General features: G+C 57.1%; 12 protein-coding genes. 6 read left to right on the top strand and 6 right to left on the bottom strand.

The window, feature by feature from the left end; all coding sequences use genetic code 11:
• Nucleotides 1-48: 48 nt before the first annotated feature.
• From BT142_RS07870 to BT142_RS07890, 6 genes are all read right to left on the bottom strand, one after another.
• The gene (locus tag BT142_RS07870; RefSeq protein ID WP_072417654.1) at nt 49-1,446 is read right to left on the bottom strand and encodes a family 43 glycosylhydrolase; all 1,398 of its coding nucleotides are present in this window, start codon (nt 1,444-1,446) and stop codon (nt 49-51) included.
• A 38-nt stretch (nt 1,447-1,484) separates the two neighbouring features.
• Nucleotides 1,485-2,984, bottom strand: a complete 1,500-nt coding sequence (locus tag BT142_RS07875) for a carboxylesterase/lipase family protein (protein WP_072417655.1) — start codon at nt 2,982-2,984, stop codon at nt 1,485-1,487.
• Nucleotides 2,985-2,996: 12 nt separating this feature from the next.
• Nucleotides 2,997-3,119, bottom strand: coding sequence for a hypothetical protein (locus BT142_RS19855; RefSeq protein ID WP_278277571.1), 123 nt, complete (start codon nt 3,117-3,119; stop codon nt 2,997-2,999).
• Between the two features lie 293 nt (nt 3,120-3,412).
• Nucleotides 3,413-4,648: a phenylacetate--CoA ligase family protein gene (locus BT142_RS07880; RefSeq protein ID WP_072417656.1), complete on the bottom strand. Its 1,236-nt coding sequence runs from the start codon at nt 4,646-4,648 to the stop codon at nt 3,413-3,415.
• A gap of 57 nt (nt 4,649-4,705) precedes the next feature.
• Nucleotides 4,706-5,203, bottom strand: coding sequence for an ImmA/IrrE family metallo-endopeptidase (locus BT142_RS07885; RefSeq protein ID WP_072417657.1), 498 nt, complete (start codon nt 5,201-5,203; stop codon nt 4,706-4,708).
• A complete protein-coding gene (locus tag BT142_RS07890; RefSeq protein ID WP_072417682.1) occupies nt 5,200-5,604 on the bottom strand; it encodes a helix-turn-helix transcriptional regulator in 405 nt (134 codons plus the stop codon). Before BT142_RS07890 ends, BT142_RS07885 begins: the two co-directional genes overlap by 4 nt.
• A 269-nt stretch (nt 5,605-5,873) precedes the next feature.
• On the opposite strand from BT142_RS07890, the gene iorA reads away from it, so the two are divergent.
• From iorA to xylA, 6 genes are all read left to right on the top strand, one after another.
• On the top strand, nt 5,874-7,709 hold the full coding sequence (gene iorA, locus BT142_RS07895; protein WP_072417658.1) for an indolepyruvate ferredoxin oxidoreductase subunit alpha: 1,836 nt from the start codon (nt 5,874-5,876) through the stop codon (nt 7,707-7,709).
• Nucleotides 7,699-8,271 (top strand): indolepyruvate oxidoreductase subunit beta, encoded by a 573-nt coding sequence (locus tag BT142_RS07900; protein ID WP_072417659.1) that lies wholly within the window; start codon nt 7,699-7,701, stop codon nt 8,269-8,271. The genes iorA and BT142_RS07900 overlap by 11 nt, the downstream gene beginning before the upstream one ends.
• A gap of 124 nt (nt 8,272-8,395) precedes the next feature.
• Nucleotides 8,396-10,285: a substrate-binding and GGDEF domain-containing protein gene (locus BT142_RS07905; RefSeq protein WP_072417660.1), complete on the top strand. Its 1,890-nt coding sequence runs from the start codon at nt 8,396-8,398 to the stop codon at nt 10,283-10,285.
• 339 nt (nt 10,286-10,624) lie between these two features.
• Entirely contained in the window at nt 10,625-11,518 is an 894-nt protein-coding gene (locus BT142_RS07910) for a hypothetical protein (RefSeq protein WP_072417661.1), read from the top strand.
• Between the two features lie 18 nt (nt 11,519-11,536).
• Entirely contained in the window at nt 11,537-13,612 is a 2,076-nt protein-coding gene (locus BT142_RS07915; RefSeq protein ID WP_072417662.1) for a glycoside hydrolase family 3 C-terminal domain-containing protein, read from the top strand.
• A 24-nt stretch (nt 13,613-13,636) separates the two neighbouring features.
• Nucleotides 13,637-14,965, top strand: a complete 1,329-nt coding sequence (gene xylA / locus BT142_RS07920; RefSeq protein WP_072417663.1) for a xylose isomerase — start codon at nt 13,637-13,639, stop codon at nt 14,963-14,965.
• Nucleotides 14,966-15,033 lie beyond the last annotated feature (68 nt).

Consider the following 15,033-nt stretch of genomic DNA (forward strand, 5'->3'; position numbering starts at 1 on the left):
TGCGCTGAAAAGCCATCTGCCGTGTTTTTTCGGCAGATGGCTTTTTGTTCATCCGAGAGTTATCGACTTCAGCTGCGGTGTGCCGCTGCCTTTGAAGGTCAGCCAGAGCGCGTTCACGCCGTCGGGGATGGACACTTCCGCGAAGGCTGACGTCCAGACGTTGGTGTTGCTGACCGCTATCTCGCCCAGCACCCCGCCGTCCCATGCTGTCTTTATCTGAAACACGCCGTTCCCGTAGCCGCGGGTAGAGATCCCGAACCGCCGCACTCCCTTGCAGTCGAAGTACCTGAACCCGATATTCGTGCCGTCACAGATGTTCGCGATGTAGCCCTCTTCCTCGTCGCCGTCTCTGCCGTCCTGAACTATCCTCGGAGCGTTGAGGTCGCCCACGTAAAGCTCCTTCTCCTCGGTGAACAGGCAGCAGGCGATATAAGCGGGGTACTCTCCCCTGCCCGTGAGCGGCGAGCCGTTGAGTCCGCAGGAGGTGATCTCCGCCTGCTCAAAACCGCCGTCGGGACGCATTTTCAGCCGTTCGGCACAGCCCTGCCGCGAGAACCATGTGCCGTTGGTGTGGCGGTGGTAGAAAACGTACCACTCGCCGCTTATCCCGACGATGCTGCCGTGGTTGTTCGCGCCGCGGACGGATGGCATTTCGGCAGGCTTATAGCTGTCGATGTGAAGGTCGGTGTTGCTGACCAGCACGCCGCCGTACTCAAAACCGCCCAGCGGACTGTCGCTGACGGCGTAGCAGAGCTCGTGCATCACCTCGGAGGAGTAGATGAAGAAATACCTGCCGCCTACCCTGCGTATCGAGGACGCCTCAAAGAACGCGTGCCCCTCGAATCCCGTGCCCTTGCTGTAGCAGCTTCCCGGGATGATGGTCACGGGGTCGGTGAGGACGGTGAGCATATCCCTGCCGAGAGTGACCACCCGCGAACCCGTCCGCGACCTGTCGCCCTGTCCGCAGAAACCGCTGTACATATAGGTCACGTCCCCCTCGGTGAGAACGGCGGGGTCGAACTGCGGTTCGTCGCCCCCGCGCTCGCCGAGACGGGTGCCGTCAGGATAGTGAACATAGCCGTAGAACTCGAACTTCCCCGCTGGCGTATCGCAGACCGCCACCGACATCACGCTCACCTTATCGAGGACATAGTAAAGGTAGTATCTGCCGTCCGCGCCGACGGTCACGTCTGGAGCGTAAAGGCACATATGCCCGTCCCTGTTGAGCGGGTCAGCGGTCTTCGGGTAGATGACGCCCTCATATCGCCAGTTCCCGATGTCATCCACGGGTGCGGACCAGCAGACGTAATCGCCGAGACAGAACACATGGCCGTTCCAGAGGTCGTGCGAACCGTAGATGTACACGCGGTCTCCGAACACGTAGGGTTCGCCGTCGGGGATGTATTCCCAGCTGGGAAGATAGGGGTTGAAAGCCTGTTTTTTCATGTGAAAGTCTCCTTATCCCGACTAATCGGGTAATTTTTTCACTCAAGCAGAACGCCCGTGAGCGAACTGCTCTCCACAGTCGGCACCGCACCCTCGGAAGTGAACTCCATCTCGGCGCGGTCGGTGTCCGTGTAGGGGCGCCACTCGGGGAGCTTATTGCCGTTGATGTCCGAGCCGTTCGGATCGCCGTTTCTGACGAAATTCGCGAGATAGTCGCACATCTGCCGTGCGATGTCGTAGTGTCTGCCCTCGTAGGGTCGGCTGCACTTCGCAAGGGTCTCGAAGAAGAACCAGAGGTCGCAGGAGTGGAAGGTGCCGGGCTTGTCATCGCCAGGGATGTCGGGTACGAAACGGTAGTAGTAGCAGGGCTTCGGGTCGGCGAGCCTGCCCTCGGCGAGGAACATCGACTTTGTGCCGATCTCGGGCGCGGACGCGGGAGCATAGCCTTCGTCGGTCATGATGTGCGCTTCGGGGCATTTCAGGAAAGCCTCAAACTTCGCCCCCAGCGCCCTCTGCGCAAGCGACGCCAGCTGCATCTCGGTCGCGGCAGGGATGGTGTCGATGAACTCATCCCCCGTGTTGCCTGCCAGCACGGGCACGCGGATGCGGCTTCCCTTCCTGAACGCTTCCATCGGGTCGCCAGTGCTGAAAATGTCGTCCTGCACGATGACGTAGAACATCCCCCCCGCGTTTCGCAGCTCGGAATACTTGCGGCGGATGGTCTCGGCGTCGAGCTTCCGCGCTTCTTCAAGGGTCTTTACGCCGAGATGCCCGAACAAGCGCTCGCCTTTCTTGCCTGCCGCTTCAAGGGTCTGCGGAACGAAAAACGGGTCGCGCTGATATGGGGAGCTGATGATGCCGCTCATCACCGCCGCCCTGTGGAACAAGCCCTCGTTGGCTTTGCACGCCATGTGCGCCATGACACTGCCGCCGCCTGCCGACTGACCTGCGATGGTGACGTTATCGGGGTCGCCGCCGAAGTTCGCGATGTTGCGGTTCACCCAGCGCAGAGCCGCCTGCTGGTCGAGCATACCGAAGTTGCAGGGCGCATCGGGCTGTTCGGCGGTCAGCTGCGGATGGCAGAGGAACCCGAACGCCCCGAGCCTGTAGCTCACCGTTACCACCACGATCCCGCGCCGTGCAAGACGTTCGCCGTCGAACTCCATCTCGGCGGTGTAGCCCCACTGGAAACCGCCCCCGTAAAACCACACCAGCACGGGCATCCGCTCGTCTGCGGACTTCGCACCCGTCCAGATGTTTAGGTAGAGGCAGTCCTCGCTCATGGGAATGTCGGGGTCAACGTGCCACTCGCGGCAGTAGATGTCCGTGCCGACGCCCGGTCTGTCCTGCATCGGGATGGGCGCGAAATCGAAACAGTCGCGCACGCCGTCCCAGCTGCGGCAGGGCTGCGGCGCTCTCCAGCGATACTCGCCGACAGGCGGCGCAGCAAATGGCACGCCCTTGAATGCGGTTATCCTCGGGTCAGCGGCAGCAAGCCCGCGCACTTTCCCGTTCTCGGTCTCGGTCGTTCTCAGCATAATATCAACTCCTCATTTTTTGTGCTGCTGCCTGCGTTTTTTTCTCTTGGGGGAGACCCTTTTGAAAAAGGGTCCTCCCCCAAACCCCCTCACTAAAACTTTTAATACTTTTTGGCTTGTGGGTGTTTCTTCCATAGGTAGTATTAAACGGGAAGATAGTGATTCTTCTCTTCGATAGTCTGTCCCTTGCCAAAAAGACGTTCAATGGTGGTTAACGCTTCATTTGCGGAATTTTTCAGATGGTCACTCTTGAAGCGGTGATAGTCTATCTTTCAAACCACAACAAACGAACGACATATTAAAAGTCTTTAGAAGGGGGGCTGGGGGAGAACCTTTCTTCAGAAAGGTTTCCCCCAGTTAAACCCGCAGTCAGTAAAAGCAAAAAGCCCGTGAGCAGGTCGGTATGCTCGCGGGCTGTGAAACTGTTATCAGTCGAATCTTTCGTCGATGACGCGCGCGGTCTTTTTCATGCTGCGCGGCAGGACGCCGTTTTCGACGACCTTGACGATAGGCGTGAAGCCGATGCGGCTCTTGACCTTTTCGGCGATACGCTTTGAAAGGTTCTCGAAATCGACCGAACCGTTAGTCTCGACATAGATACGCATAGTATCCTTGCCGTCGAGGTGCGAGATACGGATCTGATACTCGCTGGAGATCTCGGGGAACTGTCCGAGAACTTCCTCGATCTGGCTCGGGAACACGTTTACGCCCTTGATCTTCATCATATCATCGGTGCGTCCCTTGATGGTGTCGATGCGGGGGTACTTGCGTCCGCAGGGGCACTCGCCGGGAATGATGCGCGAAAGGTCGTGAGTGCGGTAGCGGATGAGGGGTGCGCCCTCCTTCACCAGCGTAGTGATAACGATCTCGCCCTCTTCGCCGTCGGGAACGTTCTTGCCCGTAACGGGGTCGATTATCTCAAGATACAGATAGTCATCCCAGATGTGCATACCGGTATTATGCTCGCAGTTGATGCCGATGCCGGGGCCGTAGATCTCGGTCAGACCGTAGATGTCATACAGCTCGATGCCGAGCTTTTCCGCGATGCTGTTTCTCATCTTCTCGCTCCAGCGCTCGGAGCCGATAACGCCCTTTTTCAGCTTTATCTTATCCTTGATGCCGCGCTTTTCGATCTCTTCCGCCAGCAGCAGCGCGTAGGAAGAAGTCGAGCAGATGACGCTGCTTTCGAGGTTCACCATCATCTCCAGCTGCTTGTCGGTGTTGCCCGGGCCCATCGGTATCGCCATCGCGCCGAGTTTTTCACAGCCGTTCTGGAAGCCGATGCCTGCCGTCCACAGACCGTAGCCCGGGGTGATCTGTATCCTGTCCTTGTTGGTTATGCCTGCTGTCTCGTAGCAGCGTTTGAACATCTCGCCCCAGTCGTCAACGTCCTTCTGGGTATAGGGGATGATGACAGGAGTACCCGTCGTACCCGACGACGAGTGGATGCGCACGATCTCCTCTTCGGGAGCGGTCATCAGTCCGAGGGGATAAGCGTCGCGCAGATCCTTCTTCTCGGAGAAAGGCAGCTTTTCAAAATCCTCAGCCGTCTTCACCTCGGTGATGCCTGCTTCTTCGAGCTTCTTTCCGTAGAAGCTGTTGGACGCGATAAGTGCCCTTATCCTGTCATTTACCAGCGCAAGCTGGCTCTCTGTGATCTTCATTCTGATCAAGTCCTTTCAAAAGAAAATATATGATATAGAATAGAATATGCGAAATGTTCAGACGAACAGTCTCGTCCCTGTCCAGCCCGTATCGAAGCGGTAGCCCATGCTGTTGAGCTCGGTGAGCTTCAAATTCAGCAGTATCGGGTCAACGCGCAGCCGCATCGCCGTTTCGTAAACGTCGCTGCCCTCACGCAGATAGCCCATCATCTCGTCCTCGTCGATGAGCAGATGTGCCGCGAACACGTTTGCTTCGTACTCGACCTTGTCCTTCATGTTGAATATCTCGAACTCCTTGAGACAGTTCTCACGCGCTATATCGGAGTGCAGGAAGAAATGCCCCAGCTCGTGAGCGCAGGTGAGCAGCCTGTCCTCACGTTCGGTCTGCGGCGAGAGTATTATCACAGGCGAATCCGCCACGAAAGTGAACAGCCCTTTCAGGCTGCCCAGCGGTTCGGTCATCAGCATTACGCCTGCCGCCTCACATATCTCGAAAGGGGAAGACGTGCCGTACTTCGCGGTGATGCTCTGCACCAGCTCCGAGATGTAACTCAACCCTCTGCCTCCGTGCGGTCGGTCATCTGCTTTTCCTTGACAGCCCAGTAAGCCTTCTGGAGAGCCAGCATGACCTCATCGGCATCCTCTTCCGAGAGTTTTCCGCCTGCGAAAAGTCCCGCCATCTCGCTGACGAGCTTGTCCGCCTGCACTCTGCCGCCGTTGCCGTGAGCGTACATCGAGGCTATCTGGAAGTCATCCTCGCTCTCATTCTGCCAGAAAGAGGGGGGCGCATCGAAAAGCTCTGCAAGGCGTTCGTACACGTCCTCCGAGCGGGGCTTTCTGCTTCCCTGTTCGTAGAGTATGATGGTACGGCTGCTGACACCGAGTGCCTTTGCGACCTCAGCCTGTGTTTTATGCTGACCGACTCTGATATGTCTGAGCTTTTCTGCGAATGTCATAGTATCTGCCCCTTTTTGAGTGTATGTAGCCCTTGCGGACGATGCTGTCCGCGTTATTCTCATAGACATATGATAGCACATCTTTTTTGCCTTGTCAAGTGTAAATGCTCTTTTCTCGCCCGAAACGACTTTTTTTGTGAATATGCAATATACGATGTTCACATTTTTGTGCGATGTGTTTTTTTTGCCGTCCTGCGGAAAGCGATTGACACAAACGGAAAAAAATGTTATAATACTATTGAACTTTTTTCCGATAAGGAGTGATCTTTTTGCATAAAGAATTTCTGATGGGCAACGCCGCCATCGCACGCGGCGCCATCGCCGCAGGGCTGAACTGCGTCAGCGGCTACCCCGGCACCCCCTCGACAGAGGTGCTTGAGACCTGCGCGAAGGTCAACGACGGTTCACTGTACGTGGAGTGGTCGGTGAATGAAAAAGCGGCTCTCGAAGTCGGCGCAGGCGCGGCCTACTGCGGCGCGAGGACTATGGTCACCATGAAGCAGGTGGGACTGAACGTTGCGTCCGACCCGCTCATGAGCCTTGCCTACATCGGCGTCAAGGGCGGCATGGTGATACTCGTGGCGGACGACCCGGGTCCCATCTCATCGCAGACCGAGCAGGATACCCGCACTTTCGCCATGTACTCGAAACTCCCCTGCTTCGACCCGTCCTCGGTGCAGGAGGCTTACGACATGATACAGACCGCCTTCGAGTTCTCCGAGCGGTATCATACGCCCGTGCTCTTCCGTCCGACCACGAGAGTCTGTCACGGCTACGCGTCGGTGGACGTGAAGGACGAGAGCGAGTACGCGGTCAACAAGCCCGAGGGCTTCGTCCGCGACCCCTCGAAGTGGGTCATCTTCCCCCGTCTCAGCTATCAGGCGCACACCAACATCGAAAAGCGCAACACCGAGCTGTCCGAAGTATTCTCGGAGAGCGGTCTGAACCCCGTCTGCGGACAGGCTTCGGACGACCTCGGTCAGTGCATCGTGACCCACGGCATCAGCTACGCCTATACGATGGAAGCCCTCGGACTGCTGGGGCTCGACATCCCCGTGCTGAAGATCGGCACGCCGTTCCCCTTCCCCGAGCAGGCGGCTGTGAACTTCATCAAGGGCAAAAAAGAAGTGCTCTGCATCGAGGAGCTTGACCCCGTCATCGAGCGTGCGCTGACCTTCGTGAGCGGCAAGTACGGCATCGGCGTGAACATCAGGGGCAAGCTGACGGGCGACATCCCTGCCGCAGGCGAGAACACCGTCGCATCGGTGGCGAAGGCGATAAGGGCGTTCTCGAAACGTGACCTGCCCGAGCTTCCCGAGCCCGAACTCGGCGAAGCTCCCGCTCTTCCCGTCAGACCGCCCGTCCTGTGCGCAGGCTGTCCCCACCGTGCGAGCTTCTTCGCGGTCAAGACGGCTATGCAGGGCAAAAAGAGCGTGTTCTGCGGCGACATCGGCTGCTACACCCTCGGCAACGCCATGCCCCTCGACATGGTGGACACCTGCCTCTGCATGGGCGCAGGCGTGAACATCGCTCAGGGCATCGGCCGCATCGAGCCCGATACAAAGTGCTTCTCCTTCGTGGGCGACTCGACCTTCTTCGCGTCGGCGATAACGGGAGCTGTCAACGCCGTGTACAATCAGGCTGACATGACCCTCGTGATACTCGACAACTCCACCACCGCCATGACAGGTCATCAGCCCCACCCGGGCACGGGACGCACGATGATGGGCGACGTTGTGGAGAAGATAGACATCACCGCTGTGCTCAGAGGCGTGGGCGTAAAGACCGTCGAGACGGTTGACCCCCTCGACCACAAGGCCGCGGTCGAGACGGTAAAGAGGGTCGCGGACGAAAAGGGCGTGAAGGCTATCATCTTCAAGTCGCCCTGTGCCGTGCTCATCAAGCCCGAAAAGCCTGCGTACATCGACCCCGACAAGTGCCGCGACTGCAAGCTGTGCGTTAAGAAGCTCGGCTGCCCGGGCATCGTGATAAAGGACGGCAGGCCGTTCATCGAGAATTCGCTGTGTACGGGCTGCGGACTCTGCTCGCAGATATGCCCGTTCGGTGCGATAAGCGTGAAAGGCGGTGACAAGAATGCAGACTAACATACTCATCTGCGGAGTAGGCGGTCAGGGCATCGTGCTGACCTCAAAGCTCATCGCGGCGGCGGCAATGGCGAGCGGTATGCCCGTCATGAGCGCCGAGACCATCGGTATGGCACAGAAGGGCGGCAGTGTGTTCAGCTTCCTGCGCGTGGGCGAGGGACTTCACTGCCCGATGTTCGCACAGGGATGCGCGGACATACTCATCGCATTCGAGCCTGCCGAAGCGGTAAGGATGCTCCCCTACCTCAAAAAGGGCGGACGCATCATCGTGAACACCCACCCGATAATGCCCGTCACCGCGACCCTCAAGGGCTCGGACTACACGGGCAGGGAGATGCTCGGCTACCTTGCGGAACAGAACGCGGAGCTGACCCTCATCGACGGCGAGAAAGCCTGCGCCGACATCGGTTCGCCGAGAGCGCTCAACATGGTGATGCTCGGTCAGGCGGTGCAGTCGGGCGTTCTGCCCTTCGACCTCGCGGAGATCGAGGACGTAATGAAGAAGACCGTAAAGCCTCAGTTCGTTGATATGAACTCAAAGGCACTGCGCTACACAGTCTGAAAATACAGGAAAAGCCCGTGGTCATCACGGGCTTTTTATTATGCAAAAACTGTCAAAAAGTGTTGACATGAATAAATTGATGTGATATAATTTTATTAACACTATTAGGAAAGGAAGCGGCTCAATGATCAATTCGCACGATACCGTTGCTGTGTTCACCTGCTCGATAACGGGAAGATACAGACGGCAGTTCTGCCATGACCTGAACACCGCCGCAAAGGAACAGGGTCTGAACCTTGTTTATTTCGGCTTTCTCGGCATGATCGGCGAGAAGGACTCGGGCTACGGGACCGAGGAACATCACCTGCTCGACCTCGTTGACCTCGACAAGTTCAAGGGCGTGATAATCGACCTCGAAGGCTTTAAAGTACAGGGCATGGCGGAGAGGATAGTCGAAAAGGTCAGGACAGCAAAGTGCCCCGTTGTCTCGGTGAGCAGGTACTACGAGGGTCTGCACAACATCGTGTTCGACGACCGTGAGGGCATCGGCGGCATGATACGCCACTTCACCGACGTTCACCGCTTCACGAGGATAGGCTATATGTCGGGGCCTTTCGATCACCCCGATGCGAAGGTAAGGCTCGAAATGTTCAGGAGCGTCATGCGCGAAAAGGGTCTGCCCGAGGACGGCACAGGCGTTTTCGAGGGCGACTTCTGGTTCAATATGGGAGATGCCGCTTCAGACTTCTTTCTTTCTTCGGCGGAGCGCCCGCAGGCGATCGTCTGTGCAAACGATTACATGGCGATAGCGCTGTGCCAGAGCCTGAAAAACAGGGGCATCAGAGTCCCCGAGGATATAGCGGTGTCGGGCTTCGACGGCTCGGATGAGGCGCAGACCTACCTGCCCCACATCTCGACCGTTGACAGGAAGAGACTTTCCATCGCACGGCAGGCTTTCAAGGTGATAAACGATGTGACCGAGGGCAAGGAGGTCGGCGACGTGCCTGCCGAACCCGAGTTCATATTCACACACTCCTGCGGATGCCACAGGCTCAACTACCGCCACGAAGTCGAGAAGATGAACCGCCTGCACAAACTCAACCGCGACCTGAGCTACGCCATGTACGACTCGGAAAGCGCGATAATCAAAATGAGCTCGGTGGACAGCACCGAAAAACTCACGGAAGTCCTCGACAGGCACGCCATCAATTTCGGCTGGTACAGGAGCTTTTTCGTGATGACGCATACCGACAGCGAGGGCAGACCTTCCTACGACGCGAAGTACACCGAGCCGTCGGGCGAGCTTATCCCTGCGGTCGCCATCGACCACGCAGGCGATATAATCGACATGAAACAGAAGATGTCCCACGGGATGATTTTCCCCGACTGCTCGTATGACGAGCCGATGTTCATATATGTCAACAGCCTGCACTGCGACGAGCGAAGGTTCGGCTACACGGCGGTGTCTTTCAGCAGTGAGGATGTGTATAATGAGTACTACAATTTCTGGGTGCTGAACCTTGCGGTATCGTTCGAGACGCTGTTGAAGACAAACCGCATACAGTCGCTTATCTGCGACCTCGAAAATCTCAGCATATGCGACGGTCTGACGGGTCTGCTCAACAGACGCGGTTTCGACGAGCGGACGCATGAGGCTATACGCTCGCTGAAAAAAGGCACGGCTCAGGTCTGTACGATGGTCATAGATATGGACGGGCTGAAACGCATCAACGACGGCTTCGGACACACCGAGGGCGATACCGCCATAAAAGCCGCCGCAAAGCTGATAGGAGCCTGCTGCCGCAGCGGCGAGATAGCAGGCCGCGCAGGCGGCGACGAATTCTACGTGTTCGCTCCCGACTACTCGCAGGAAAAACTCGCGGAATTCACGGTCGATCTCAGAAGGTCGATAGACGAGTTCAACCGCGGCAGCGACCTGCCCTACAAGCTGGATATGAGCTTCGGCGCATACCTTGCCGACTCCGACCCCAACGCCCGCCTCGAAGACTACCTGACCATAAGCGACTCGCGAATGTACAAACAAAAACAAGCCAAACCCAACAGAAGAAAATAAAAAACATCCGGAAGCTACAGACCTCCGGATGTTTTTTTTACGGGCGGAGAGTCTTCCCCCAAGACAAACAGAGCTTTTCGGCACAGCAATAAATGGGATAAAGACGCAATATTCGGGTGCGGAGGTTGGGTTTTCGGGGGTTTTATATGGTTCTAATTGGAAACAGAGCAAAGAAATGTGGTGGGAATGGTGCAAATAAGCAATAATTGGACTCGGCAGCGCAATAATCGGGTAGTAAATAAAAAGATCAGATAGTATAATAAAATCACGGTCGGGAGGACGGCGAAAGCCACAGCCGACCATTCAGACCGTGAGGATACAGGACGGAGGCGGCGAAAGATGAGCGGCAGACTTATCGAAAGGCAGTACGGAAATTACGGGAAATGTCTGTTTCTTGAGAACGGCAGAGTTACACTGGGCGTAACGGCCGAGGCAGGTCCCAGGATCATCTATTTCGCGTTGGAAGGGAAACCGAATGTTCTTTTCGAGGATACCGAAAGGCGTTTCGTTGAGGACGTGGGAGAATTCGGCAAATGGTACGCATACGGCGGTCACAGGCTCTGGACAGCGCCCGAGATCAAGCCCGACACGTACTTCCCCGACAATGACGCTGTAAGGTACGGCTTTCAGAACGGTAAGCTGACCGTCTCGCCCGCGTCCGACAGTTTCGGAAGACATATGAGCGTAGAGATAGAGCTTGACGACGATGACGCTTCGGTGAAGCTCACTCACGCTGTTGAAAATATCTCCGACAAGCCGATAAAGGCAGCACCCTGGTCGGTGACGGGTCTTGCGGCAGGCGGAGTGTGCAGGATACCGCTCTGCACGAGAAAGAGCGGCTATCTGCCGAACAGGGTCATGAGCCTGTGGGACTACACGGACATCTGCGACCCGAGACTTACGCTGACGAACACCGAAGTCAGGGTAAGACAGGACAAGTACATCAAGAACGCATTCAAGATGGGCTTCAACGTTGAGGACGGCTTCGCGGCTTACGCCGTGAACGGACAGATATTCGTAAAGCAGTTCGGGTTCGAGGATGCCTCATATCCCGACTACTGCTGTAATTTCGAGGTGTACACCAATTACCTGTTCTTAGAGTGCGAGGCACTCGGGGAGCTGAAGGAATATCAGCCGCATGAAAAAGCCGTGCTCCGCGAAAGCTGGAGGCTCTTTGAAGATACCGACGACAGCGAGCCCGAGCCCGAAAAGCTCAGACAGCTGCTCGGATGAGAAAGAAGGAATATTTATATGAAGAAATATCTTGACGAGAGCCTTTCGGCACAGGAAAGAGCGGAAGCACTGGTGGCGGAGATGACCATTGAGGAAGCCGCTTCACAGCTCAGATATGACGCTCCTGCCATTGACAGGCTCGGCATACCCGAGTACAACTGGTGGAACGAAGCCGCTCACGGACTTGCGCGTTCGGGCGTGGCTACCATGTTCCCGCAGGCCATCGGACTTTCGGCGATGTTCGATACCGAACTGGTGACACGCGCCGCCGAGATAACCTCAACGGAAGCGAGGGCGAAATACAACGCTTACACACGCATCGGCGACAGGGACATCTACAAGGGACTGACCCTCTGGGCTCCGAACATCAACATATTCCGCGACCCGCGCTGGGGCAGAGGTCACGAGACCTTCGGCGAGGACCCGTTCCTCACCGCCGAGAACGGCAAGGCTTACGTCAGGGGCTTGCAGGGGGACGGCAAGGTAATAAAAGCTGCCGCCTGCGCAAAGCATCTTGCGGTACACAGCGGCCCCGAGGCTCTGCGTCACGAGTTCAACGCAGTCGTTACCCCGAAGGATATGGAAGAGACCTACCTGCCCGCTTTCGAGGCGCTTGTCAAAGAGGCTAAGGTCGAGGGCATCATGGGCGCGTACAACCGCGTCAACGGCGAGCCTGCCTGCGCCAGCAAGTTCCTCATGGGCAAACTGGACGAGTGGGGCTTCGACGGATATTTCGTTTCCGACTGCTGGGCGATACGCGATTTCCACGAGCACCACATGGTGACATCGTCGGCGGTGGAGTCGGCGGCGCTTGCGCTGACTACGGGCTGCGACGTGAACTGCGGCTGCACCTACGTGAACCTTCTTGCGGCTTTCGAGCAGGGGCTCATCACCGAAGAGGACATCAGAAAGGCCGCCGTACACCTGTTCAGGACGCGCATCCGTCTCGGTATGTTCGACGGGAAAACCGAGTATGACGACATCCCCTACAGCGTGACCGGCTGCACCCTTCACAAGCTCACCTCGCTGGAGTGCGCGGAAAAATCCATCGTCATGCTCAAAAACAACGGCATACTCCCGCTGGACGAATCCACCGTCCGCACAGTCGCGGTCATCGGCCCGAACTCAAACAGCCGTCCCGCCCTTGAGGGCAACTACAACGGTACTGCCGACAGATACATCACCTTCCTTGAGGGCATACAGGACAGATTCGGCGGAAGAGTCATCTACGCCGAGGGCTGCCACCTGTTCAAGAACAAGACTTCCGTCCTCGCAAGAGAGGGCGACCGCTACGCCGAAGCGATAGCCGCCGCCGAATGTGCGGATGTCATCATCATGTGCGTGGGTCTTGACGCCACCATAGAGGGCGAAGAGGGCGATACGGGCAACGAATTCTCCTCGGGAGACAAGAACGGTCTGCTGCTGCCCGACAGCCAGCGTACTCTCCTTGAAAAGATAATGAAGCTCGGGAAGCCCGTGGTAGTGGTCGTTTCCGCCGGAAGCTCCATCAACACCGAGGTAGACTGCGACGCTCTGCTGCACACATGGTACCCCGGTTCCGAGGGCGGCAAGGCTCTCGCGGAGATACTCTTCGGAGACATCTCACCTTCAGGCAAGCTGCCGCTGACTTTCTACGAGAACACCGACAAGCTCCCCGAGTTCACCGACTACTCGATGCACAACCGCACCTACCGCTACGCCGAGGACAATGTGCTCTATCCTTTCGGCTACGGTCTGACCTACGGAAAGGTATACTGCACCGACCTGAAGTACTCCGACGGCACGGCGACGGTCACCGTCGAGAATATGGGCGACCGCACCGATGAAGTCATACAGCTGTACATCAAGGACTACAGCGCACAGGCAGTCCGCAACGTGTCGCTCTGCGGTTTCAGGCGGGTCAGCCTTGACAGGGGCGAGCGTGCGACCGTCACCATACCCGTTCCCGAAAAGGCTTTCACCGCGGTGGACGAGAACGGCACAAGACGTGTGTTCGGCAAGCGGTTCACGCTGTACGCAGGCGCACATCAGCCCGATAAACTGAGCGAAACGCTCACAGGCACAAAGTGTCTGAGCGTCGATATAGAGCTTTGAATCTTATAAACGGAGGCTATCATCATGTCAGAATTTTTCCCTAATATCCCGAAGATACCCTATGAGGGTCCCAAGTCCGCAAATCCCCTTGCGTTCAAGTACTATGACCCCGATGCGGTCGTAGGCGGCAAGACCATGCGCGAACAGCTGAAATTCGCACTGTCCTGGTGGCACACCATGGGCGGCGACGGCACCGATATGTTCGGTGTGGGTACTGCCGACAAGAGCTGGGGCGAGTCCGACCCCGCCGCACGCGCCATCGCAAAGGTAGACGCGGCTTTCGAGATAATGGAGAAGCTGTCCATCGACTACTACTGCTATCACGACCGCGATCTCTCGCCCGAATACGGCGACCTCAGAAAGACCAACGAGGAGTTCGACAAGGTGGTCGCTTACTGCAAGAAGAAGCAGGCGGAGACAGGCAAGAAACTGCTCTGGGGCACCGCTAAATGCTTCGACCACCCGAGATATATGCACGGCGCAGGCACTTCGCCGTCGGCTGACGTGTTCGCTTACGCGGCGGCACAGATAAAGAAGGCTGTTGAATCCACCGTAGAGCTGGGCGGAAACGGCTACGTATTCTGGGGCGGACGCGAGGGCTACGAGACCCTGCTGAACACCAACATGGCTCTCGAACAGGACAACATGGCACGCCTTATGCGCATGACCGTTGACTACGCACGTTCCATCGGCTACAAGGGCGATTTCTACATCGAGCCCAAGCCGAAGGAGCCCACCAAGCACCAGTATGATTTCGATACCGCCACCGTTATCGGCTTCCTGCGCAAGTACGGTCTCGAAAAGGACTTCAAGATGAACATCGAGGCGAACCACGCGACCCTCGCACAGCACACCTTCCAGCACGAGCTGAGAGTAGCCCGCGACAACGGCGTGTTCGGTTCCATCGACGCAAATCAGGGCGACCCCCTGCTGGGCTGGGACACCGACCAGTTCCCGACTAACGTTTACGACGCGGCACTCTGTATGTACGAAGTCCTCAAGGCAGGCGGCTTCACAAACGGCGGTCTGAACTTCGACTCGAAGGCAAGACGCGGCAGCTTCACCCCCGAGGATATCTTCTACAGCTACATCGCAGGTATGGATACCTTCGCGCTCGGTCTGCGCATCGCCGCAAAGATGATAGAGGACGGACGCATCGACAAGTTCGTTGAGGACAGATACGCTTCCTGGACAACGGGCATCGGCAAGGACATCATCGACGGCAAGGCGACTATGGAAGACCTCGAAAAGTACGCCCTCGAAAAGGGCGAGGTCACCGATTCGCTCGGCTCGGGCAGACAGGAGCTCCTCGAAAACATAATGAACTCCATTATGTTCACCATAAACAGCTGATAACATTACCCCCCTTGATAAATGGCACAGGGCTCCGCGCTCTGTGCCGTTTTTTTCTCTTGAAAAAT

The organism is Ruminococcus sp. YE71, assembly GCF_900119155.1.
Lineage (GTDB): Bacteria > Bacillota > Clostridia > Oscillospirales > Ruminococcaceae > YE71.